Origin of the sequence: Luteimonas viscosa, assembly GCF_008244685.1 — a bacterium.
In the GTDB taxonomy this organism is placed as follows: domain Bacteria; phylum Pseudomonadota; class Gammaproteobacteria; order Xanthomonadales; family Xanthomonadaceae; genus Luteimonas; species Luteimonas viscosa.
The window spans coordinates 179,655-201,784 of sequence record NZ_VTFT01000003.1 but is presented as its reverse complement, the minus strand read 5'-3'; the positions used below and the strand labels follow the sequence as shown (position 1 = coordinate 201,784).

Below are 22,130 nucleotides of genomic sequence, written 5' to 3'. Positions count from 1 at the left end.
GCCCGCGACCTGCCCCACCCGCGCCGACGCCCGCACGGCGTCGCCGTCGGCGGAACCCGGCGGCAGCATTGCCTGTACGAGCGCCGCCGCCCCTACAATTCCTGCCCTCCCACAGCTCCGCGGACCCCCATGGCCTCCAGCCTGCTCGTCCTGCTCGACGACATCGCCACCATCCTCGACGACGTCTCGGTGATGACCAAGGTCGCCGCCAAGAAGACCGCCGGCGTCCTCGGCGACGACCTCGCGCTCAATGCCGAGCAGGTCAGCGGCGTGCGCGCGGCACGCGAGTTGCCGGTGGTCTGGGCGGTCGCCAAGGGTTCGACCCTCAACAAGGCGATCCTGGTGCCGGCGGCGCTGGCGATCAGCGCGTTCCTGCCCTGGGCGGTGACGCCGCTGCTGATGGCCGGCGGCCTGTTCCTGTGCTACGAGGGCGTGGAGAAGCTGCTGCACAAGTTCCTGCACGGCAAGGACGACGCCGCCGCGCACCATGCCGCCCACGTGCAGGCGCTGGCGAAATCCGATGCCGAGCTGCTGGCGCAGGAGAAGGGCAAGATCAAGGGTGCGATCCGCACCGACTTCATCCTCTCCGCCGAGATCATCGTGATCTCGCTGGGCACGGTCGCCGGCAAGCCGTTCACGGTACAGCTGGGCGTGCTGGTCGGCATCGCCGTGCTGATGACGGTCGGCGTGTACGGACTGGTCGCCGGCATCGTCAAGCTCGACGATTTCGGCCTCTACCTCAGTCGCAGCGTCACCGCCGCCACCCGCTCGATCGGCAACGGCATCCTGCGCATGGCGCCGTGGCTGATGAAGGGCCTGTCGGTGGCCGGCACCGCGGCGATGTTCCTGGTCGGCGGCGGCATCCTCACCCATGGCGTGCACGTGGTCGGCGACTGGGTGGCGAACGCGGGCATGGAAGCCGGGGAGGTACCCGGCATCGGCGTGGTCCTGGGCGCGCTGACGCCGATGCTGATCAATGCCGCGGTCGGCATCGCCGCGGGCGCCGTCGTCGTGGGCGCGGTGATGCTGTTCCAGCGGTTGCGCGGCCGCAAACCGGCCGCGACCGGAGCCTAGCCGCCCGCGGCGCGACGCCAGAACAGGTCCGCCAGCGGCGGCACCCGCCCCGCGAGACCCAGCAGGTGCCCCCGCACCAGGGTGGCGGCCAGCGCGTCGTTCGAGAACAGGCGGTTGATGCCCTCGAAGGCGTAGGCGGCGACCGCGTTCTCGCTGCGCCGGACGCGCGCCCAGCGCGCAAGCCGGTGCGGCGCCTCCCATGGCAGGCGCCGGCGCTGCGCCTCGACGATCGAGTCACGCAGGGCAGACACGTCGCGCAGGCCGAGGTTCACGCCCTGCCCGGCCAGCGGATGCACCGCGTGCGCCGCGTCGCCGACCACCAGCACCCGTTGCAGATGCTGGGTCGCGCTGAGCTGGCGCTGCAGGGGGAAGGCGAGGCGCCGCGTCGTCGGCAGGATCCCGCCGAGGCGGGCATCGAACGCGGTGGTGATGCTGCGCGCGAAGCCTTCGTCGTCGAGCGCGAGCACGCGCGCGGCCTCGTCGGCGGGCAGGGTCCAGACGATCGAACAGCGCCCATCCACCCACGGCAGCAGCGCCAGCGGGCCGCCGGGGAGAAAGCGCTGCCAGGCGGTGTCCTCATGCGGCCGTTCGGTCTGGACGTAGGCGACCACGCCCTGCTGCGCGTAGTCGTGGGCGTCGGCCGCGATTCCCGCCAGCCGCCGCAGGGGAGAGGCCGCGCCGTCGGCCGCGATCGCGATCCGCGCGGCGATCCGGGTGCCATCGTCGAGCCGCAGCGTCGCCGCGTCCGCACCCTGCTCCAGCGCCTCCACCCGTGCCGGGCAGACCAGGCGCACGCCGCCGCGCTGCAGCGACTGCCAGAGCACGTCCACCAGCAGGCCGTGTTCGACGATCCAGCCGAGCTCCGGCCTGGCCAGCGCATCGGCATCGAAGACGATCGGATCGCCCCCCGCCGCGTCCCAGACCCGCATCCGCCGGTACGGTTGCGCCCGCGCGCTGCGCACGGCCTGCCATGCATCCAGCCCGTCGAGCAGCGCGACGTTGTCCGGCGCGAGCGCGTACACGCGCAGGTCCGGCTCGGCCGGCGACCAGGCAGCGGGCCGCACCGCCTCGACCAGGCAGACATCGAGCCCCAGCCTGGCCAGCGCCAGCGCGCAGGCCGCGCCGACCACGCCGCCGCCGACCACCGCGACGTCGTGCAGGTCGCGCCGGCTCAATGGGCGCCCCGCCGGCACAGGGCCGGAACGTCGCCGCGATATCCCATGGCGCCCCCGGCAAGCAGTGCCTGCAGCGACGGCACCCTATCCACGGCCAGCAATCCGAGGCTGCGCAGCGGACGCAGCAACGGCACGCGGCTCGCGGTGAGGCGGGCCATGCCGTCCGAAAAGGCCAGCGTGCGCGTGCGATCCTCTTGCCGGCGCCTGGCATGCGTCTCGAGCAGTGCGTCCGTGCCCGGATCCTCAGCACCCGCGACCAGTTCGGCCAGGGTCAGCGCATCGCGCAGTCCGAGGTTGAAGCCCTGGGCGCCGACGGGGTGCAGGGTCTGGGCGGCATTCCCCACCAGCACCGCGCGCGGTCCCGTGGTCCTTTGCGCCACCACCCGGAGCGCGGGGTACACGCTGCGCTCCCCGACGTCGAGGAACCGACCCGCGCGCCATCCGAAGGCCTGCTGCACGCGCGCGAGGAAATCGCGATCGGCCAGGCCGGCCACCGCGTCCGCCTCCGCGTCGGCCACGCCGTGGACCAGGCCCCAGGCGCCATCGCCGCGCGGCAGCAGGGCGGTGGGGCCGTCGTCGCCCAGCCGTTCGTAGGCGATGCCATCCGGACCGCGCTGCGTGCGCAGCTTCGCGACGAACAGCCGCTGCCGGTAGTCGTGGCGTTCGACTTCGATCCCCAGCGCGTCGCGCACCGCGCTGTCGGTGCCGTCGGCCGCCACCACCAGCCGGGCGCGCAGGATGCGTTCGCCATCCCCGTCTTCGATGCGGACCTCGCGGATGCCGTCGACCAGGGTGCCGAATCCGAGGAAGCACGCCGGTCGCAGGCGCACCAGCCCCGGCAGTTCGGCCAGCCTCGAGTCCAGTGCCGCACCGAAATCGCGCGCCACCACCACCTGCCCGAAGCTGTCGCGGCCGTAATCCGCGGCATCGAGCAGCACCCGGCCGAAGTCGCCGTTGCGGCTGGCGTGGATGCGGCGGATCGCCCCGGACGGCGCGCGCAGCCGCTGCATCACCCCGAGCGCGGTCAGCGCGTTCACCGTCGCCTCCGCGAAACTGAGGTTGCGCTGGTCGAACACGGCCGGCATGGCCGCGGGCGGCGCGGCGTCCACCAGCGCCGCGGCCACGCCGACGCGGTCGAGCGCGAGCGCGAGGCTGGCGCCGACCAGCCCGCCCCCGATGATCAGCACCTCGTGGACCTGTTCCATCGCGCCATGATAGCGACCGGCCGGGACGCCCCGAGCCGGCGTCCGTTAGAATGACGCGTCTTCGCACCGCTCCACGGAGCCCGCCCCGCCATGACCACCGCCGCAAGCCGCGCCGCGATCCTGACCCTGCTGGCTGCCACGATGGCGGCCACGCGCCTGCACCATTTCGGCGCGGTGCCGGACGCATCCTGGGCGGTGTTCTTCGTCGGCGGGTTCTACCTGTCGCGCTGGACGCGTTGGGCGTTTCCGCTGCTGATGGCGCTGGCGGTGACGATCGACTGGATCGTCATCAGCGGCCAGGGCCTGGATTTCTGGAGTCACTACTGCATGTCTCCCGGTTACTGGGCGCTGGTGCCCGCACATCTCGCGATGTGGACCGGGGGCTGGTGGCTGCAGCGCGCGACCGGCGGTCGCCTGCAGTGGCGCACGGCCGGCCTGCTGCTGGCGAGTGTCGTGGCGGCGGTGGTGGTCTGCCACCTGTTCGCACAGGGCGGCTTCTACTGGACCGCCAGCGCCGTGGCCGAGCCGACCCTCGCCGGCTGGTGGAAGAACTACACCGACTGGCTGCCGGCCTACCTGCGCGCCAGCGCGATGTATGTCGGCATCGCGGCCGCGCTGCATGTCGCGCTGGTGCGCCTGCTGCCCACGGGTGCCGTTGTCCCGCAGGACGCCGCGCGCCGCTGAGCCGGCGCGCCACGCCATGGGCAACCGCCTGTCGAAGATCTACACGCGTACCGGCGACGACGGCACCACCGGGCTGGGCGACGGCAGCCGCGTGGCCAAGGATTCGGCCCGGGTCGATGCCTACGGCACCGTGGACGAGGCGAACTCGGCGATCGGGCTGGTCCTGGCCGCCGAATTGCCGGATGACGTGCGCGACCTGCTCACCGCGATCCAGCACCAGTTGTTCGACCTGGGGGGCGAGCTGTGCATCCCCGGCCATGCCGCGATCGTCGATGCCGACATCGACCGGCTGGAAGCCAGCCTCGACCGCTACAACGAAGCGCTGCCGGCACTGAAGGATTTCATCCTGCCCGGCGGCGGCGAAGCCGGCGCACGCTGCCACCTCGCCCGCACGATCGTCCGCCGCGCCGAGCGCGAAACGGTGACGCTCTCACGCCAGGAGGCGGTGCGCCCGCAGGCGATCCGCTACCTCAACCGTCTCTCGGACCTGCTGTTCGTGCTCTCGCGGGTGCTGGCCCGCGCCAGCGGGCACGGCGAAGTGCTGTGGCGGCACGAGCGGCGCTAGGCCGATGCCGCGCCTGCTCGGCTACACCCACCCCGCCTGCCTGGAGCACGATACCGGCGCAGGCCACCCCGAATGCCCCGAGCGCCTGGGCGCCTTGCTCGAGGCGGTGCACGAGGCCTTCCCCGACCTGGAGTGGATCGAGGCCCCGCGCGCGACCCGTGGCCAGCTGCTGCGCGTGCACGAGCCGGAACTGCTGGCGAGCGTGCTGTCCGCGCCGCTGCTGGGAACGACGCGGCTCGATCCCGATACCGTGGTCTCGCCGGGCTCGCCGGAGGCCGCGCTGCGCGCGGTGGGCGCCGGCATCGCGGCGACCGAGGCCGTGCTTCATGGCGAGACCGACGTCGCCTTCTGCGCGGTTCGCCCGCCGGGCCACCACGCCACCCGCGACGCGGCGATGGGCTTCTGCCTGTTCGACAACATCGCGGTGGCCGCGGCGCACGCGCTGGACCGGTTCGGCCTGGCGCGGGTGGCGATCGTCGATTTCGACGTCCACCACGGCAACGGCACTCAGGCGATCTTCGACCGCGAGCCGCGCGTGCTGTACCTGAGCTCGCACCAGTCGGAACTGTATCCGTGGACCGGCGCCGGCAATGAACGCGGCGTGGGCAACATCGTCAATGCGTTGTTGCCGGCCGGCGCGGACAGCGCACTTTTCCGGCGCGCGTGGCGCGAGATCCTGCTGCCGGCACTGGATGGCTTCGCACCGCAACTGCTGCTGATCTCGGCCGGCTTCGACGGCGACCGCCGCGATCCCCTGGCGCAACTGGCCCTGGGCCCGGACGACTTCGGCTGGTTGACCGGCGAGCTGTCGCGCCTGGCCGCGCGGCATGCGCAGGGCCGCATCGTGTCCATGCTCGAGGGCGGATACGACCTGCACGCGCTGCGCGAGGGCGCGGTCGCCCATGTCGCGGCGCTGCTGGCGGGTCCCGAGGCCGCTCCCGCGCCCTGAGTGGCCGGGCCGCGGCGCCTGCATGAACCGTCTCCGGCGGCCGCATTGCCGCTGCACAAGGCTTCCGGCAAGCTAGCGGCCTTTCCGCCCCCGGGATCCCGTCGCGTGCGTCCAGCGCTCCGCCTGCTGCCCCTGCCGCTCTGCATCGCCCTGTCGCTGGCGGCCCACGCGGACGATGACATGCCCGTCGACTGGTCGTTGTGCCCGGTCGAGGACGCGGTGCCGATGTTCCCGGATGCGCAAGCGCCGGTGGGCGACATCGCCGATCGCGAGAACCTGCCCACCGACATCGAGGGCGACGAGACCGTCGGCATGGATGGCGGCATCTACAACGTCACCGGCAACGTCACCCTGCGCCGCGGCGACCAGTTCCTGGGCACCGACAACATCGAGTATTCCCAGGACACCGGCACCTACACCGCCACCGGCAACGTGCGCTACCAGGATTCGGGCATGCGCGTGGTGGCCGAGCGGCTCGAGGGCGACCAGAACAACGACTCGCACCGCATCGACAACGTCCGCTACCAGCTCATCGAACGGCGCGGCAACGGCGGCGCCGAACGCATCGAGATGCAGGACTCGCGCGGCCGCATGTTCGCTTCCACCTATTCCACCTGCCCGCCCAGCCAGCGCTGGTGGGAACTGCGCGCGCAGCGCATCGACGTCGACACCGACGAGGGCACCGGCACCGCCCGCAACGCCACCCTGCGCATCGGCAAGGTGCCGGTGCTGTACGTGCCGTACATGGTGTTCCCGATCGACGATCGCCGCCGCACCGGCCTGCTCTATCCCAGCATCAGCATGTCGAGCCGCAACGGCTTCGACTGGCGCCAGCCGATCTACTTCAACCTCGCGCCCAACTACGACCTGACCGTGGAGCCGCGCTACATGAGCCGGCGCGGCATCCAGCTGGGCACCGAGTTCCGTTACCTCACCCGGCGCGGCCGCGGCACGTTCGACCTGCAGCTGTTGCCCTCGGACGACCTGACCTGGCGCGAGCGCGACCAGGAAATCGACGAGGTGCCGATCGTCGAGAACCGGCGCGAGGACGACCGCGGCATGTTCCGCTATACCGGCTCCCACAACATCGACCGCACCTGGCAGGCGCGGGCGAACCTGTACTGGCTCAGCGATCCGCGCTGGATCGAGGACGCCAGCAGCAACGTCGAGGGACTGTCCGTGTCGTCCCTGGTCAGCAGCGCCGGCATCTATGGCCGCGGCCGCTACTGGGACGCGGGCCTCCAGGGGCAATACCGGCACCTGACCGACTACACGATTTCCGAGGAGCGGCTGCCCTACAACCGGCTGCCCCGCGCCTACTTCCACTGGGAGCAGCCGTTCAGCCACTGGCTGGTCGCAGGCGCGGAGGCGGAAGCCACCCGCTTCTCCCATATCGTGGACGAGGCCAAGCCCGGCGGCAGCCGCCTGTTCCTCAAGCCCTGGGTCAGCATGCCGCTGGAGGGCGCGAGCTGGTACGTCAGGCCCACGCTCGCGTTCCGCCACGTCCAGTACCGGCTCGACGACGCGCTTGCCGAGGACCTGGCCCTCGACCCGGCCAATCCGGACGACGCGCCCTCGGCCAGCCATCCGATCGGGACCATCGACGCCGGCCTGTTCTTCGACCGCGACACCCGCTGGCGCGGCGACGACTACCTGCACACCCTGGAACCGAGGGTGTTCTACCTGAACTCGCCCTACCGCGAGCAGGACGGCATGCCGCTGTTCGACACCCGGCCGATGACCTTCAGCTGGGGCCAGCTGTTCCGCGACAACCGCTATTCCGGCGCCGACCGCCAGGGCGACGCCCACCAGCTCACCACGGCCCTGACCACGCGCCTGATCCGCGAATCCGACGGCCGCGAGAAGCTCTCGGCCAGCGTCGGCCAGATCCGCTATTTCGAGGACGCCCGGGTGACGCTCGGCAACGAGGCACCGATCCAGAAAGGCGAATCGGCCTGGGTGGTGGACACGAACTACGCCATCAACGACCGCTGGACCGTGGGCGCGTCCTACCAGTGGAACCCGGCGACCCGCCGCGAGGACCTGGCCAGCTTCCGCACCCGCTACCTGGTGGGCGACGACGGCATCGTCAACCTCGGCTACCGCTACCGTCGCAACGTGCTCGAGCAGTCCGACCTGCTGGAGCAGGTCGACCTGTCGTTCCTGTACCCGATCAACCCGACCTGGAGCGTCGTCGGCCGCTACTACTACTCGCTGCAGGACAAGCAGGTGCTGGAAGCCATCGCCGGCGTGCAGTGGGAAAGCTGCTGCGTCGCGGCCCGCCTGGTCGCGCGTCGTTACGTGCGCAACACCCGCGGCGAGATGAACGATTCGCTGCAGCTCGAGATCGAACTCAAGGGCCTGGGCTCGGCCGGACCCGACAACCGGAGCCGTTTGCGCCGTGCTATCCTCGGATACCACCGCGACGACCTCTACCTCGTCCCGCCGTCGGAACTGCACAGCAGTGCGGACGACGACCTTCCCGCAGACGAACTCTCGCCATGAAGACCCTCTTCGCATTCCTGTGCGCCGCATTGCTGTTCGCGGCTTCCGCCCATGCGCAACAGACCCAGCCGCTGGAACGCATCGCCGCGGTGGTCAACGAGGACGTGATCCTGCAGAGCGAACTCGATCGCGCCGTCCAGAACATCGTCAACCAGTACGCCGATCGCCAGAACCAGCTGCCGCCGCGGCCGGTGCTCGAGCGGCAGGTGCTCGAGCGCCTGATCCTGGTCAAGCTGCAGACCGCGCGTGCGGCGGAAACCGGCGTGCGCATCGGCGACGCCGAGGTCGATACCGCGATCAACAACATCGCCCAGCAGAACAACCTCTCGCCCGACCAGTTGCGCCAGCAGCTGGCGCGCGACGGCATGTCGATCGAGGATTTCCGCAGCTCGCTGCGCGACGAGATCCTGATCCAGCGCATGCGCCAGCGCTTCGCGCAGAGCCGTGTCAGCGTCAGCGACGCCGAGGTCGAGGCCGCCATGACCTCGCAGGCCGGGGCGACGCAGTACAACCTCGCGCACATCCTGGTGGCGTTGCCCGAAGGCGCCACGCCCGAGCAGATCGCCACCGGCCAGCAGAAGGTCGATGGCATCAAGGGCCTGCTCGACCGCAACGAGATGGACTTCGCCGCCGCCGCCGTGCGCTATTCCGACAGCCCCAACGCGCTCGAAGGCGGCAGCCTTGGCTGGCGCAGCCTCGACGAGATCCCGGTCGCCTTCGCCAACGCGATCCGCTCGATGTCGCCGGGCGACGTGATCGGGCCGATCCGCGGGCCGAGCGGCTTCCAGCTGCTGCAGCTGGTGGAGACGCGCGAGGGCGCGCAGGCCACCGGCGGCGGCACGGTCACCCAGTACAGCGCACGCCACATCCTGATCCGCCCGGCCGAGGGTGCCAGCGGCGATGGCGAGGCCAAGGCGCGGATCGACACCCTGCGGGCGCGCATCGCCGGTGGCGCGGATTTCGAGACCGTGGCGCGCGAAAGCTCCGACGACACCGTCAGCAAGGACAACGGCGGCGACCTCGGCTGGTTCACCCAGGACGAATTCGGACCTGAATTCGGTGGCCAGGTGGCGGCGTTGCAGGACGGCCAGGTCTCCGCACCGTTCAAGACCCAGGCCGGCTGGCACGTCGTGCAGCGCGTGGCGACCCGCCAGACCAGTGTCGACGACGAGAACCGCCGCGCCCAGGTCCGCGAGTCGATCGGGCAGCGCAAGCTCGAGGACGAGTGGGACCGCTACCTGCGCGAGATGCGCGGCGAAGCCTACGTCGACATCCGCAGCGGCGACGCCGCCCAGGCCGGCAGCGACGGCGGCTGAGATGGTCCGCCCGCGCCTGGCGCTGGTTCCGGGAGAACCGGCCGGCGTGGGCCCGGAGCTGTGCGTACGCGCGGCGCAACGCGCGTGGGACGCCGACCTGGTCGCTTTCGGCGACCGCCGGGCGCTGGCTGCGGCCGCCGCGCGCCTCGATCTTCCCCTGGACATCCTCGCTGCGGACGCGTCGGCCGCGGCGCCCGGGCAACTGCCCCTGGTCGACGTGCCGAACGCGGTCGACACCGCCCCGGGCACGCCCGATCCGCGCAACGCAGGCGCCGTGATCGAAGCGCTCACGCGTGCTGCGACCGCCTGCATCGATCGCCGATGCGACGGCCTGGTCACCGGTCCGGTGCACAAGGCGACCATCAACCTCGGCGGCATCCCCTACTCCGGCACCACCGAACTGCTGGCCGGCCTGGCCGGCCGCGACGTGGTGATGATGCTCGCCAACGACATCGTCCGCGTCGCGCTCGCCACCACCCACCTGCCGCTGCGCGAGGTGGCCGATGCCATCACCCCCGGATCGCTCGAACGGGTGCTGCGGATCCTGCATGCGGCCTTGCGCGCGGACTTCGGCATCGCGCAGCCGCGGATCGCGGTGCTCGGCCTCAATCCGCACGCGGGCGAGGGCGGCCACCTGGGCCGCGAGGAGATCGAGGTGATCGAACCGCTGCTGCAGCGGCTGCGCGGTGAAGGCATGCATCTCGAAGGACCGTTGCCCGCGGACACCGCGTTCCTGCCGGGCAGGCTGCGCGGGCTCGATGCGGTGCTGGCCATGTACCACGACCAGGGCCTGCCGGTGCTGAAGTACAGCGGATTCGAGCGCGCGGTGAACCTCACGCTCGGCCTGCCCTACCCGCGCGTCGCGGTGGACCACGGCACCGCCCTGGACCTGGCCGGCAGCGGGCGCGCGGATCCGTCGAGCCTGTACGCGGCGATCGAGACCTGCACGCGGCTGGCCCTGCGCAGGCACGACGCATAGGCGCGGCATCGGTGTTCCCCACCGCGATCGGGCTTGCGGCTGCACCAGGCACCACAACGCGCTAGGCTCCCTGACCCTCCCGACGGATCGATTCCGAGCATGTCCACGATCGACTGGAACGACTTCATGAAGGTCGAGCTGCGCGTCGGCCGCGTGCAGCGCGCGCGCGTGTTCGCCGAGGCGCGCAAGCCGGCGTACGTTCTGGAGATCGATTTCGGCCCGGAGGTCGGCGTGCGCAGGTCGAGCGCCCAGCTCACCGCGCTGTACACGCCGGAGGAACTGGTCGGACGGCTTGTGGTGGGCGTGGTCAATTTCCCGGACAAGCAGATCGGCCCGCTGATGTCGCAATGCCTGGTCACCGGTTTCCACGACGAACAGGGCCGGGTCGCGCTGTGCGTGCCCGACCGCGACGTCCCGCCCGGAACCCGGCTGCTGTGAGCGGCTTCAGCGAGCCGGCCAAGAAGTCGCTGGGGCAGCATTTCCTGCACGAACGCGGCGTGGTCGCGAAGATCATCCTCGCGGTCGATCCGAAACCGGGTGACCGCATCGTCGAGATCGGCCCCGGCCAGGGCGCGATGACCTTCCCGCTGCTCGAACGGCACGGCGCCCTGACCGCGATCGAGTTCGACCGCGACCTGCTCGCCCCGCTGGCCGCCGCCGCGCGCGCCCACGGCGAACTGACCCTGCTGCACGCCAACGTGCTCGACGTCGACTTCACCGCCCTGGCCGGCGGCACCCCGATCCGGCTGGTCGGCAACCTGCCGTACAACCTGTCCTCGCCGATCCTGTTCCATGCGCTCGACCACGCCGCGGCCGTGCGCGACATGCATTTCATGCTGCAGAAGGAAGTGGTCGACCGCATGGCCGCGCCGCCGGGCAGCAAGGTCTACGGCCGACTGAGCGTGATGCTGCAGGCCTGGTGCGAAGTGACGGCGCTGTTCGTGGTGGGCCCGGGCGCCTTCCGGCCGCCGCCGAGGGTGGATTCGGCGGTGGTGCGGCTGGTGCCGCGCGCGCCGGAGAGCGTCGGCATCGTCGATCCGGCACGCTTCGCCGCCGTGGTCCGCGACGCCTTCGGCCAGCGCCGCAAGACGCTGCGCAACGCGCTGTCGAGGCTCTGCGACGAGGCCACCATCCGCGCGGCCGGAATCGATCCGCAGACGCGCGCGGAACAGCTGGCGGTCGCCGATTTCGTGCGCCTGGCCAACCTTGCCTCGACGCCGTAGGCGCGCCTTCGCCGGCTCGACCATAGCGCCGTCGCGCCGGGCCGGGCGCTCGAACGCCGCACCTGGATACGCGCGCCGGCCGGCGCGCACCAGCCGCAGCGGCCCGGCGCCGCCGCCGCAACCGGCTCGCTCTACTCGAACCGTTCACGGCCAGCGCATACACTGGACACATGAACGAAACCGCCGACTACAGCCTCGAAATCCAGATCGCGACACAGTTCCTCGACGAGGAATCGGAGCCCGACGACGGCCGCTACGTGTTCGCCTACACCATCCGCATCCGCAACCTCGGCCGGCTGCCGGCGCAGCTGGTGTCGCGCCACTGGATCATCACCGATGCCAACGGCGGGGTCGAGGAAGTGCACGGGGACGGCGTGGTCGGCGAGCAGCCGCGGCTGGAGCCGGGCGACCAGTTCACCTACACCTCCGGCGCCACGCTGCCCACGGCGGTCGGCACGATGGAAGGCAGCTACGACATGGTCGGCGACGACGGCACCCGCTTCGACGCGCCGATCCCGCCGTTCACCCTCGCCGTGCCGCGCACGCTGCACTGAGCCGGACCCGGGAAGCGCATGGCCGTCTGGGCGATCGGAGACCTGCAGGGCTGCTACGGCCCGACGCAACGGCTGCTGGAGAAGCTTCGCTTCGATCCGGCGCGCGACCGCCTGTGGTTCTGCGGCGACCTGGTGAACCGCGGCGGCGAGTCGGTGCAGACGCTGCGGCTGGTCCACTCGCTGCGCGACAACGTGGCGACCGTGCTCGGCAACCACGACCTGTCGCTGCTCGCCATCGCCGAGCGCAGCGAGCCAGAGCAACGCAAGGTCAACGCGGACCTGCAGGGCGTGCTGTTCGCGCCCGACCGCGATGTGCTGCTGGACTGGCTGCGCACGCAGCCGCTGCTGCATGTCGACCGCGGCCTGGGCTGGATGATGGTGCACGCCGGGCTGGCGCCGAGATGGACCACGCAGCTGGCCGAGCAGCACGCGCGCGAGGTGGAACGCAGGCTCGCCGGAGGCGGCGCGCGCAAGCTGCTGAAGAACATGTACGGCGATCGCCCGGCGTGGTCACCGCGGCTGACCGGCGCCGAGCGCGACCGCGCGATCATCAACGTGTTCACGCGCATGCGCTACTGCTCGCCGCGCGGTCGCATCGCGTTCGAGGAGAAGGGCGTGCCCGGCACCCAGCAGCCGGGCCTGTATCCCTGGTACGAGGTCCCTGGCCGGGCCGAGCGCGACCTCCGGATCGTCTGCGGCCACTGGTCGACGCTGGGCCTGTTCATCGGCCACGGCGTGCACGCGCTCGACACCGGCGCGGTCTGGGGCGGCAAGCTCACCGCGCTGCAGCTCGACAGCGACGAACTGCGGATCGTGCAGGTGCCGGGTCGCGAGGTCACGCCACCGCCGTCGAAATCGCCCGGATAAACCCGCCGGCGCAGATCCGGGGGCGCGGCGTGCGAATCGATTCAGGCCCCGCCGGGCCGGGCGGCTGCGTCTTCCGCATCCACGCGCACGTAGTCGACGAACTCGAATGCGAAGGCATGCTTCGCATCGGCAGCGTGGCGCTCGCGCGCCACCGCTCGCCAATGCCCGGGGTCACAGGACGGAAAGAATGCGTCCGCATCCGCGACCACGGTGTCGACGTGGGTTGCGTGCAGCTTCACCGCGCGCGGCAGCGCCAGCGCGTAGATCTGCGCACCGCCGATCACGCACAGTTCCTGCGCACCCTCGCCTGCCGCGATCCGCAGCGCCTCGTCCAGGCCGGCGACGGCCCGCATGCCGTCGAACGGCACCTGCGAGCCCCGGGTCATCACCAGGTTCGATCGTCCGGGCAGCGCCCGGCCCAACGACTCGGCGGTGCGGCGGCCCATCAGCAGCGGCTTGCCCAGCGTGAGCGCCTTGAAGCGCCTGAGGTCGTCGGGCAGGTGCCAGGGCAACGCGTTGTGCCTGCCGATGGCGCGACTGCGATCGAACGCGACGACCAGGACCAGGCCGGGAACGGCCCCGGGAACCACATCGTGAAGCCTGTCCCCTGCGGCTCCGGTCGACCGCGTGGTCACGGATCAATGCGTCCGGACAAGGCGCCCACCGCTCACACCGCCACCGGCGCACGGATCGCCGGATGCGGGTCGTAGCCGTGGATCCCGATGTCGTCGTAGGTGAAGGCGAACAGGTCGCTGACTTCGGGGTTCAGCTGCAGCCGCGGCAACGGCCGCGGCGCGCGCGCCAGCTGTTCGCGCGCCTGCTCGTAGTGGTTGGAGTACAGGTGCGCATCGCCGAGCGTGTGCACGAAATCGCCGACCCCGAGCCCGGTCGCCTGCGCCACCATGTGCGTGAGCAGCGCATAGCTGGCGATGTTGAACGGCACGCCGAGGAAGATGTCGCCGCTGCGCTGGTAGAGCTGGCAGCTGAGCCTGCCGTCGACCACGTAGAACTGGAACAGCGAGTGGCAGGGCATCAGCGCCATCTGCGGCAGCTCGGCGACGTTCCAGGCGCTGACCACCAACCGGCGCGAATCGGGATTGCGCCGGATCTCGTCGACCAGCCACTGCATCTGGTCGATGTGCCCGCCCCTGCCATCCGGCCAATGCCGCCACTGGCGGCCGTAGACCGGGCCGAGTTCGCCGTCCGCATCGGCCCATTCGTCCCAGATGCCGACCCCGTTCTGCTTGAGATAGGCGATGTTGGTCTCGCCCTTCAGGAACCACAGCAGTTCGTGGATGATCGAGCGCAGATGCAGCTTCTTGGTGGTGACCAGCGGGAAGCCCTCGCCCAGGTCGAAACGCATCTGCCAGCCGAACACGCTGCGCGTGCCGGTGCCGGTGCGATCCGACTTCTCCGCGCCGTGCTCGAGCACGTGGCGCAACAGGTCCAGGTACTGCTTCATGCCCCGCTTCCGGCGATGCCCGGCTGCAGCGTGGGCGCGCTTCGCGACTTCCACAGCCAGAACAGGCCCAGCGCGACGAGCGGCAGGGACAGCACCTGCCCCATCGTCAGCCAGCCGAATGCCAGGTAGCCGATATCCGCGTCCGGCACGCGCACGAACTCCACCGCGAAGCGGAACAGGCCGTACAGCAGCGCGAACAGGCCACCCACCGCATAGCGCGGACGCGGCTTGGACGAGTACGCCCACAACACGACGAACAGCACCAGGCCCTCGAGGAAGGCCTGGTAGAGCTGCGAAGGATGGCGCGCGAACGCGTCGAGCGCGCCCGAAGCGAACTGCGCCTGCAACTGTTCCGCGCTGCGGCCCGCCAGTTGCGGATCGGTCGGGAACACCACGCCCCAGCCCGCCTGGGTGTACTTGCCCCACAGCTCGGCGCCGATGTAGTTGCCCAGGCGCCCGAAACCGAGTCCGGCCGGCACCAGCGGCGCGACGAAATCCATCGTGTCGAAGAAATGCAGCCCGTGCCGGCGCGACCACAGCCAGGCGGCGACCAGCACGCCGATCAGGCCGCCGTGGAAGCTCATGCCGCCATCCCATACGCGCAGCAGCATCAGCGGATCGCGCAGCAGGTCGGGGAAGGCGTAGAACAGCACGTAGCCCAGTCGCCCGCCGAGGACGACACCGAGCATGCCGTAGAACACCAGGTCGCCGAACGCATTGGCATCGACGCCCGGCAACCGCCCCGCCGCGACCCGGCGCCTGCCCAGCCACCAGGCGGTGAAGAACGCCAGCAGGTACATGATTCCGTACCAGTGGATCGCCGGCTGGAAGGTCCGGCCGAACATTTCGAACGCCGGGAAGTGGATCGCGACGGGGTCGATCTGGTGGAGATGGATCATGAAGCGGGGCGTTCCGGGGCGGACGAGGGCTTATTGTGCCCGACCCGCCGCGTGGCCGGCAGGCCCGCGGGCAACGGCACCGCGCGCGAAGCGGCCAGCGCTGGCCTGCGGCCGCTGGTCCGGCCACCCCTGTCGCGGCCCCATCCGGGCCGCAGGCGGGTCAGGACGTCTCGCCCCGCCGGCGCGCGTTGCGCTTCGCCCACAGGTTCAGCACTTCGACCAGCACCGAGAACCCCATCGAGCCGTAGATGTAGCCCTTGGGAATGTGCACGTCGAAGCCTTCCAGAAGCAGGTAGGCGCCGATCAGCACGATGAAGGCCAGCGCCAGCATCTTGACCGTCGGATTGGCGTCGATGAACTGGCCGAGCGGACGCGCCGCCAGCAGCATCACGCTGACCGCGACCAGGATCGCTGTCACCATCACCGGCACGTATTCGCCGGCCATGCCGACCGCGGCGATGACCGAGTCGAGCGAGAACACGATGTCGATCACCGCGATCTGCGCGATCACGCCGCCGAACGAGACCGCCGCCTTCGCCGCGGGACTGCCGTCGTCGTGCCCGCCGCCGATCATCTCGCGGATCTCGAGCGCGCCCTTCACCAGCAGGAACACGCCGCCCAGGATCAGCACCAGGTCGCGCACCGAAATGCCCTGGCCCAGCAGCACGAACAGGTCCGCGGTGAGGCCGGCCAGCCATGCCAGCGTGAGCAGCAACGCGATGCGGGTGATGCACGCGACCGCGATGCCGAACTTGCGCGCGAACTCGCGGCGCTCCGGCGGCAGCCTGCTGACCGCGATCGAGATGAACACTAGGTTGTCGATGCCCAGCACGATCTCGATCGCGCTCAGGGTCAGCAACAGGATCCACACCTGCGGATCGCTCAACATCTCAAGCATCTATCGATTTCCTGTTCCGGTTTCTAGATCCAGCGCGGGAGCAACACCAGCCCCCACACCAGCAACACGTTCAACATGGTCACGAACACCGCCGCCGATCCCATGTCCTTGGCGCGACCGGCCAGTTCGTGGTGCTCGGGGCCGTAGCGCTCGATCACCGCCTCGATCGCGGAATTAAGCAGCTCCACCGCGAGCACCAGCAGGCAGCTGCCCAGCAGCAGCGCGCGCTCGACGCCGTCGTCGCCCAGCCACAGCGCCAATGGACCCAGCAGCACCAGCAGATAGACTTCCAGCCGGAACGAGGATTCATGCAGCCACGCGGCCCGCAACCCCTGGAGCGACCAGATGGTCGCCATCAGGATGCGCGCGGGGCGACGCGGCAGGTGGCCGGTTTCGTCGGCCATCATCGAGCCCGTTCCCGCGCGCCCGGTCCTGGATCCCCGAGGCGGCCACCGGCGGCGCCGGGGGGAGACTGCGACAGCGTCGACGGCATGCAGCGTTCAGGGGCGCGGCATCGCCGCAATCATGCAATTTTGCCATAGTCGGGCGTGATTCCCGCGTCTTTCCCGCCACCGCAGGCCTCTGAAGAACTCCGGACGGAGCCCCGATGCAGACCCGTTTTCCCCGCCTCCCGAAACGCCCCGTGAAGCGCGCTGCAGGGCCCTGCAGCGCGTTGCTCGCTCTTTTCATGCTCGTCGCGCTGCCGCTGTCGCCCGGATGCCACGGCGGCCCGCAGGCCGTGTCCGCGTCGGTCACCGCGCCGGCGATCGATCCCGTTTCGCGCGACTGGACGGCCGACATGGCGCGGTTCGCGGACGAGGATGCGGCAGCTCCGCCGCCACCGCGCCCGATCGTCTTCACCGGTAGTTCGTCGGTGCGCCTGTGGCCCGCCCTGGCCCGGGATTTCGCCGGTCTTCCCGTGCTGAACCGGGGCTTCGGCGGTTCCCAGGTGCGCGATTCGTTCTGGCATGCCGAGCAGGTCGCGCTGCGTTACCGGCCACGCCAGGTCCTGGTCTACGCCGGCGACAACGACATCGATGCCGGGCGTACGCCGGCGCAGGTGCTGTCCGACTTCCAGGCGTTGGTCGAGCGCCTGCGCCGCGACCTGCCGGACCTGCGCATCTCCTACATCGCGATCAAGCCGAGTCCGCTGCGGGCGGCGCAACTGCCGCGCCAGCGCGAGGCCAACGCACTCGTCCGCGACTGGGCCGCGACACGCGAAGGCGTCGACTTCATCGACGTGTTCACGCCGATGCTCGATGCCAAGGGCCAGCCGGACGCAAGCCTGTTCATCGGGGACCGCCTGCACATGAATGCGAACGGTTACGCACTGTGGCGCGGAATCGTGGCGCCGTACCTGCGGGAAGAATGATCGCCGCACCACGCCGGCTGCGCCCCATCGGCGCCGTCGCCGTGACCGAGTGTCGCGCCCATCACCGTACGAGGCTCTACTGCTGGCGCAGCGCCTCGATCGGGCCGAGCTGGCTGGCCTTCCTCAACGGGTAATAGCCGAAGAACAGCCCCGTGGCGATGGAGAAGCCCGCCGCCAGGGCGATCACCTTGCCGTCGGGCTGCACCGGCAAGGTCGCTGTCGGACTGGTCCACCAGCAGGGCGCCGGCAATGCCGACCACGATGCCGATCACGCCGCCGCCGAGCGAGAGCAGCATCGCCTCGGCCAGGAACCGGCGGCGCACGTCGCAGGGCCCGGCGTCGACCGCCATGCGCAGCCGATCTCGCGGACGCGTTCGGTGACCGACACCAGCATGATGTTCATGCCGATGCCGCCCGCGATCAGCGAGATCGTCGCCACCGCGCCCGGCAGCGCCGGTTGACAGCGCATGGACCGACCCATGCGGATCGCTCAGGCGGCAGTTGCCGGCGTGAAGCGGATCGTGGCGGTGGTCCCTGCATCGGGCACGCTCGCGAGCTCGAGTCGCCAGCCGAAGCGGCGGGCGAGGCGGCTGGCGATGGTCAGGCCGAAGCCCTTGCCCATCGGATTGAAGGCATCGGCCCTGTAGAACGGTTCGAACGCATGCCGCAGCGTCTCGGCCGACATTCCGATGCCGGTGTCGCGGATGACGATGGCATCCGCCCCGATCAGCACGTCGATGGCGCCGTGCTCGGTGAAGTTGCAGGCATTGCGGAGCAGGTTGCGGACCACCACCCCAAGCACCGCCGGCGGCGCGAACAGGCGCGGCGACGCATCGCCCGAGACCCGTAGATCCACCGGCTTCCCGACCAGCAGGGAACGCGCCTTCTCGACCTCGTCGAGCACCGCGTCGCGGACGTCGAACTCCTCGCTCACCGGCGCCACACCACCCTCGCGGGCGAGGATCAGGAATGCGTCGATCACCGCCTCCATGTCGCGCCCGGCGCGCTGGATGCGTTCGAGCGAACGGCGACCGTAGTTCGGCAGCGCGGGATCGGACAGCAGCATGTCGCTGGCGACCCGGATGACGGTGAGCGGGGTACGCAGCTCGTGGCTGGCGTCGCGGGTGAAATCGCGCTCGCGCTGCACGAACTCGGCGACGCGGCCGGCCAGGCCGTGCAGTGCCGCGGACAGCGCGCGGACCTCGCGGCTCTGGTCGTTCGAGACCGCCGACAGCGCCAGCGGCGCCGTCATCTCCCCCTGCAGCGGATCCCAGCGCGCGACCTCCTCGGCCAGCCGGTTGACCGGCAGCACGATGCTGCGCGACTTGCGGTAGGTCAGTCCGGTGATCACCAGTACCGCGAGCAGCCCCAGCAGGATCATCCCGCCCGCCGCGCTCCACATGATCCGGTCGACGTTCCCGGTCCGGACCACGAGGTAGAGCACGCCGGCCGGCTGCCGCTGCACCAGGACGGCGCGCTGCTGGCGATAGAGATAGTTGACGCCTTCGCGCATGGCCAGCAGGTCCGGCGGGATCCCCGTCGCGGCCGCACCGTTGGCCTGGAAGTAGCCGCGGATGGTGTCGGTGGCCGGCAGCTGCGCGGGCGGCCGCAGGCCCGCGCGCCGTTCCCAGAACGCGGCCGCCTCCACGTCCAGGCGCTGGTCGATCAGTGCGTCCCGGGTGATCAGCGTGATCACGCTGACGCCGAACACCACCGCCAGGACCGCCAGCAGCCCCTGGGTGACGAACGCATAGCGGATCTTGCTGGGCAGACCCTGCGGCATCGTTGCGCTCCGCAGCGATCAGGCAGGCGACTGGTCGATGTCGGCGATCCGGTACCCGGCGCTCTGCACGGTATGCAGCAGCGGCTTGTCGAACGGTTTGTCGATGATCTTGCGCAGGTTGTACAGGTGGCTGCGCAGGGTGTCGGAATCGGGCAGGCCGTTGCCCCAGATCTCGCGTTCGATCTCCTGGCGGTTCACCACCCGCGGCGACTCTCGCATCAGGATCGTCAGCAGCTTCATCCCGATCGGCGAGAGTTGCAGCTCGGTACCGCCGCGGGTCGCGCGCATGCTGGCGGGGTCGAGCACGAGGTCGGCGACCTTCAGCACTTCCGAGCCGACCTGGCGGCGTTCGCGGCGGATCAGGGCCCGCAAGCGTGCCTCGAGCTCCTGGATCGCGAACGGCTTGGTCAGGTAGTCGTCGGCACCGGACGACAGCCCGGTGAGTTTCTCGTCCAGCGTGTCGCGCGCGGTCAGCATCAGCACCGGGGTCGACTTGCGCGCTTCCGAGCGCAGGCGCTTGCAGACTTCCACCCCGTCCAGCCGCGGCAGCATCAGGTCCAGCACGATCACGTCGTAGCTGTTCTCCACCGCCAGCCGGTAGCCGTCCAGACCGTCCGACGCGTAGTCGACCTCGAACCCGCGGCCCTCCAGGTACTCGCCCACCATTTCCGAGATGTTGCGGTTGTCCTCGACGATCAGGACCAGACCGCCCGTTTCCTGCCCTGCACGCATGTGTGTTCCTCTAAGGGTGCCTTCAGCTTTGTGAAAGCGTGCCAGTGCGGCTGTACAAGGGCCGTGAAGATGCCGCATCGTCGCGCCTCGCCCACCCCTGCCGGATCCGCGAATCCCCCATGCCCGCCTTCGACCGCCTGCTCCCGATCCTGCTGCTGATCGGCTCCAACGTCTTCATGACCTTCGCCTGGTACGGGCACCTCAGGTACAAGGCCACCCCGCTGGTGACGGTCATCCTGGTCAGCTGGGGTATCGCCTTCTTCGAGTACTGCCTGATGGTGCCGGCCAACCGCCTGGGGTCGGCGTTCTATTCCGCGCCGCAGCTCAAGGGCATGCAGGAAGTGATCACGCTGCTGGTGTTCGCCGGTTTTTCGGCGTGGTACCTGGGGCAGCCGTTGAAGTGGAACCACTGGGCGGGGTTCGCGCTGATCGCGGTGGCGGCGTGGCTGATCTTCCTGGAGTAGCCGGCGCACGACGTCGCAAGTCCGCCTTCTTCGGCCGTGGATGTCGCGTGCACCGATTGCTGGTGGCGCTACGCGCGTGCAGCGAGCGCGCGCTGCTCCGGATCCGCGGGGCGGTCGGCGTCAGAACCGGATCCTGCCGCTGAGGATGTCCTTGAACATCACCCAGTCGCCGGCGAACGAGTAGAACGGATGCTTGAACGTCGCCGGGCGGTTCTTCTCGAAGAAGAAGTGCCCCACCCAGGCGAAGGCGTAGCCGCACACCAGCGCCGCCAGCAGCCACCACGCGTTGCGCTGGACGATGGCCAGCGCGAGGAACGCGAGCGCGCCACAACTGCCGATGAAATGCAGCCGTCGCGAAGTACGGTTGCCGTGCTCTTCGAGATAGAACGGATAGAACTCGCGGAAGCTGGCGAAGCGGCGCATGTCCGTCCTCCCTCGGCGCGGTTGCCGGAATGATGAAGCCGCGTGCGGCCGCGCACAACCGTGCCGCGATCCGGGCGCCCGGGCCGGACGGCGCCGCGCTCGGGGCGGATGCGGCGTCGCTGCGCCGGGGGAGTGCCTGCCGCAGGGTCGGGAAGCCGGCGGCGCACCGTCAGGTCGAGCGCTTGGCCCGTTCCCAGTAGCGGTCCTGTTCCGCCAGGGGCAGGTCCTGAAGGCGCACGCCATCGTCCTGCGCCATCGCTTCCATCGCCCGGAAGCGCCGCTCGAACTTGGCATTGGCGCCGCGCAGCGCGGTACCGACGTCGACCTTCGCATGCCGCGCCAGGTTGGCGGCGACGAACAGCAGGTCGCCCAGTTCCTCCTGCAGGCGTGCCCGCGCATCGGCATCATCCGGGGCGGCGGCAACCGCCGCGAACTCGGCGCGGACTTCCCCGATCTCCTCGTGCAGCTTGTCGATCACCGGCGCGGGGCCCGGCCAGTCGAAGCCCACGCGCGCCGCACGGTCCTGCAGTTTCACCGCGCGCTGCCACTCCGGCAGCCCGCGCGACACGCCGGCCAGCGCCGAGTCGTCACCGGCGCCGGCCGCCTCGCGTTCGGCGCGCTTGATCCGTTCCCAGCTCGCGGTCTGCGCGGTCGCGTCGCCGACCCGGGCGTCGCCGAACACGTGCGGATGCCGGCGCACCATCTTGTCGCAGATCGCCACGACCACGTCGCCGAACGCGAAGGCGGCCTGTTCTTCCGCCATCCGCGCATGGAACACCACCTGCAGCAGCAGGTCGCCCAGCTCGTCCTTCAGCGCCGGCAGGTCGCCGCGGTCGATCGCGTCGGCCACCTCGTAGGCTTCCTCGATGGTGTACGGCGCGATGGTCGAAAAATCCTGCTCCAGGTCCCAGGGGCAGCCGGTGCCCGGCGTGCGCAGGCGCGCCATGATCCCGAGCAGGCGCCGGATGTCGTGGTCGTCGGTCCCGTCCATGCGGTCGCGG

General features: G+C 70.4%; 25 protein-coding genes and 1 pseudogene. 14 read left to right on the top strand and 12 right to left on the bottom strand.

What is annotated here, in order from left to right; translation table 11 throughout:
* The first annotated feature begins 129 nt into the window (after positions 1–129).
* A complete protein-coding gene (locus FZO89_RS17955; RefSeq protein WP_149104830.1) occupies positions 130–1,074 on the top strand; it encodes a DUF808 domain-containing protein in 945 nt (314 codons plus the stop codon).
* On the opposite strand, the gene FZO89_RS17950 is transcribed toward FZO89_RS17955, so the two are convergent.
* Positions 1,071–2,249, bottom strand: coding sequence for an FAD-dependent oxidoreductase (locus tag FZO89_RS17950; RefSeq protein ID WP_149104829.1), 1,179 nt, complete (start codon positions 2,247–2,249; stop codon positions 1,071–1,073). The two genes, FZO89_RS17955 and FZO89_RS17950, sit on opposite strands and share 4 nt — an antisense overlap.
* Positions 2,246–3,454: a 2-octaprenyl-6-methoxyphenyl hydroxylase gene (gene ubiH / locus FZO89_RS17945; protein ID WP_149104828.1), complete on the bottom strand. Its 1,209-nt coding sequence runs from the start codon at positions 3,452–3,454 to the stop codon at positions 2,246–2,248. The genes FZO89_RS17950 and ubiH overlap by 4 nt, the downstream gene beginning before the upstream one ends.
* A gap of 90 nt (positions 3,455–3,544) precedes the next feature.
* Between ubiH and FZO89_RS17940 the strand changes: the two genes are divergently transcribed.
* The 10 genes and pseudogenes from FZO89_RS17940 to FZO89_RS17895 form a co-directional block, all read left to right on the top strand.
* The gene (locus tag FZO89_RS17940; RefSeq protein WP_149104827.1) at positions 3,545–4,138 is read left to right on the top strand and encodes a hypothetical protein; all 594 of its coding nucleotides are present in this window, start codon (positions 3,545–3,547) and stop codon (positions 4,136–4,138) included.
* A gap of 16 nt (positions 4,139–4,154) precedes the next feature.
* Positions 4,155–4,703 (top strand): cob(I)yrinic acid a,c-diamide adenosyltransferase, encoded by a 549-nt coding sequence (locus tag FZO89_RS17935; protein WP_149104826.1) that lies wholly within the window; start codon positions 4,155–4,157, stop codon positions 4,701–4,703.
* A 13-nt stretch (positions 4,704–4,716) separates the two neighbouring features.
* Positions 4,717–5,652, top strand: coding sequence for a histone deacetylase family protein (locus FZO89_RS17930; RefSeq protein ID WP_149104897.1), 936 nt, complete (start codon positions 4,717–4,719; stop codon positions 5,650–5,652).
* A gap of 105 nt (positions 5,653–5,757) precedes the next feature.
* Entirely contained in the window at positions 5,758–8,157 is a 2,400-nt protein-coding gene (gene lptD / locus FZO89_RS17925; protein ID WP_149104825.1) for an LPS assembly protein LptD, read from the top strand.
* Positions 8,154–9,473 (top strand): peptidylprolyl isomerase, encoded by a 1,320-nt coding sequence (locus FZO89_RS17920; protein ID WP_149104824.1) that lies wholly within the window; start codon positions 8,154–8,156, stop codon positions 9,471–9,473. Before lptD ends, FZO89_RS17920 begins: the two co-directional genes overlap by 4 nt.
* Position 9,474: 1 nt before the next feature.
* Positions 9,475–10,452, top strand: coding sequence for a 4-hydroxythreonine-4-phosphate dehydrogenase PdxA (pdxA, locus tag FZO89_RS17915; RefSeq protein WP_149104823.1), 978 nt, complete (start codon positions 9,475–9,477; stop codon positions 10,450–10,452).
* A 99-nt stretch (positions 10,453–10,551) separates the two neighbouring features.
* A complete protein-coding gene (locus tag FZO89_RS17910; protein WP_149104822.1) occupies positions 10,552–10,890 on the top strand; it encodes a tRNA-binding protein in 339 nt (112 codons plus the stop codon).
* Positions 10,887–11,675 carry a 16S rRNA (adenine(1518)-N(6)/adenine(1519)-N(6))-dimethyltransferase RsmA gene (rsmA, locus tag FZO89_RS17905; protein WP_262378786.1) on the top strand — a complete coding sequence of 263 codons (789 nt, stop codon included), beginning with the start codon at positions 10,887–10,889 and terminating at the stop codon, positions 11,673–11,675. Before FZO89_RS17910 ends, rsmA begins: the two co-directional genes overlap by 4 nt.
* 170 nt (positions 11,676–11,845) lie before the next feature.
* Positions 11,846–12,229, top strand: a complete 384-nt coding sequence (gene apaG / locus FZO89_RS17900) for a Co2+/Mg2+ efflux protein ApaG (protein ID WP_149104820.1) — start codon at positions 11,846–11,848, stop codon at positions 12,227–12,229.
* Positions 12,230–12,247: 18 nt separating this feature from the next.
* Positions 12,248–13,075, top strand: a pseudogene (locus FZO89_RS17895) (symmetrical bis(5'-nucleosyl)-tetraphosphatase); the annotation flags it as partial.
* 62 nt (positions 13,076–13,137) lie between these two features.
* Here FZO89_RS17895 and FZO89_RS17890 read toward each other — a convergent pair.
* From FZO89_RS17890 to FZO89_RS17870, 5 genes are all read right to left on the bottom strand, one after another.
* Positions 13,138–13,686 (bottom strand): dihydrofolate reductase, encoded by a 549-nt coding sequence (locus FZO89_RS17890; RefSeq protein WP_262378785.1) that lies wholly within the window; start codon positions 13,684–13,686, stop codon positions 13,138–13,140.
* Positions 13,687–13,763: 77 nt separating this feature from the next.
* Positions 13,764–14,558, bottom strand: a complete 795-nt coding sequence (locus FZO89_RS17885) for a thymidylate synthase (RefSeq protein ID WP_149104818.1) — start codon at positions 14,556–14,558, stop codon at positions 13,764–13,766.
* On the bottom strand, positions 14,555–15,457 hold the full coding sequence (lgt, locus tag FZO89_RS17880; RefSeq protein ID WP_149104817.1) for a prolipoprotein diacylglyceryl transferase: 903 nt from the start codon (positions 15,455–15,457) through the stop codon (positions 14,555–14,557). Before lgt ends, FZO89_RS17885 begins: the two co-directional genes overlap by 4 nt.
* A 160-nt stretch (positions 15,458–15,617) precedes the next feature.
* Complete coding sequence (locus tag FZO89_RS17875) at positions 15,618–16,355, bottom strand: TerC family protein (protein ID WP_149104816.1); 738 nt, start codon at positions 16,353–16,355, stop codon at positions 15,618–15,620.
* A gap of 23 nt (positions 16,356–16,378) precedes the next feature.
* Positions 16,379–16,759, bottom strand: a complete 381-nt coding sequence (locus tag FZO89_RS17870; protein ID WP_149104895.1) for a diacylglycerol kinase — start codon at positions 16,757–16,759, stop codon at positions 16,379–16,381.
* A gap of 203 nt (positions 16,760–16,962) precedes the next feature.
* On the opposite strand from FZO89_RS17870, the gene FZO89_RS17865 reads away from it, so the two are divergent.
* Positions 16,963–17,727 (top strand): SGNH/GDSL hydrolase family protein, encoded by a 765-nt coding sequence (locus FZO89_RS17865; protein ID WP_149104815.1) that lies wholly within the window; start codon positions 16,963–16,965, stop codon positions 17,725–17,727.
* Positions 17,728–17,803: 76 nt separating this feature from the next.
* On the opposite strand, the gene FZO89_RS18945 is transcribed toward FZO89_RS17865, so the two are convergent.
* Positions 17,804–17,938: an ABC transporter permease gene (locus FZO89_RS18945; RefSeq protein WP_262378783.1), complete on the bottom strand. Its 135-nt coding sequence runs from the start codon at positions 17,936–17,938 to the stop codon at positions 17,804–17,806.
* On the opposite strand from FZO89_RS18945, the gene FZO89_RS18940 reads away from it, so the two are divergent.
* Positions 17,916–18,188 carry a hypothetical protein gene (locus FZO89_RS18940; RefSeq protein ID WP_262378782.1) on the top strand — a complete coding sequence of 91 codons (273 nt, stop codon included), beginning with the start codon at positions 17,916–17,918 and terminating at the stop codon, positions 18,186–18,188. The two genes, FZO89_RS18945 and FZO89_RS18940, sit on opposite strands and share 23 nt — an antisense overlap.
* A 29-nt stretch (positions 18,189–18,217) precedes the next feature.
* On the opposite strand, the gene FZO89_RS17855 is transcribed toward FZO89_RS18940, so the two are convergent.
* On the bottom strand, positions 18,218–19,510 hold the full coding sequence (locus FZO89_RS17855) for a sensor histidine kinase (protein ID WP_149104814.1): 1,293 nt from the start codon (positions 19,508–19,510) through the stop codon (positions 18,218–18,220).
* A gap of 18 nt (positions 19,511–19,528) precedes the next feature.
* The gene (locus FZO89_RS17850; RefSeq protein ID WP_149104813.1) at positions 19,529–20,242 is read right to left on the bottom strand and encodes a response regulator transcription factor; all 714 of its coding nucleotides are present in this window, start codon (positions 20,240–20,242) and stop codon (positions 19,529–19,531) included.
* 119 nt (positions 20,243–20,361) lie between these two features.
* Here FZO89_RS17850 and FZO89_RS17845 point away from each other — a divergent pair, with 119 nt between their 5' ends.
* Positions 20,362–20,706 (top strand): DMT family protein, encoded by a 345-nt coding sequence (locus FZO89_RS17845; RefSeq protein WP_187471248.1) that lies wholly within the window; start codon positions 20,362–20,364, stop codon positions 20,704–20,706.
* A 120-nt stretch (positions 20,707–20,826) separates the two neighbouring features.
* On the opposite strand, the gene FZO89_RS17840 is transcribed toward FZO89_RS17845, so the two are convergent.
* Both FZO89_RS17840 and mazG read right to left on the bottom strand, forming a co-directional pair.
* Entirely contained in the window at positions 20,827–21,129 is a 303-nt protein-coding gene (locus tag FZO89_RS17840; protein ID WP_149104812.1) for an Mpo1-like protein, read from the bottom strand.
* A 169-nt stretch (positions 21,130–21,298) separates the two neighbouring features.
* Complete coding sequence (gene mazG / locus FZO89_RS17835; protein WP_149104811.1) at positions 21,299–22,120, bottom strand: nucleoside triphosphate pyrophosphohydrolase; 822 nt, start codon at positions 22,118–22,120, stop codon at positions 21,299–21,301.
* Positions 22,121–22,130 lie beyond the last annotated feature (10 nt).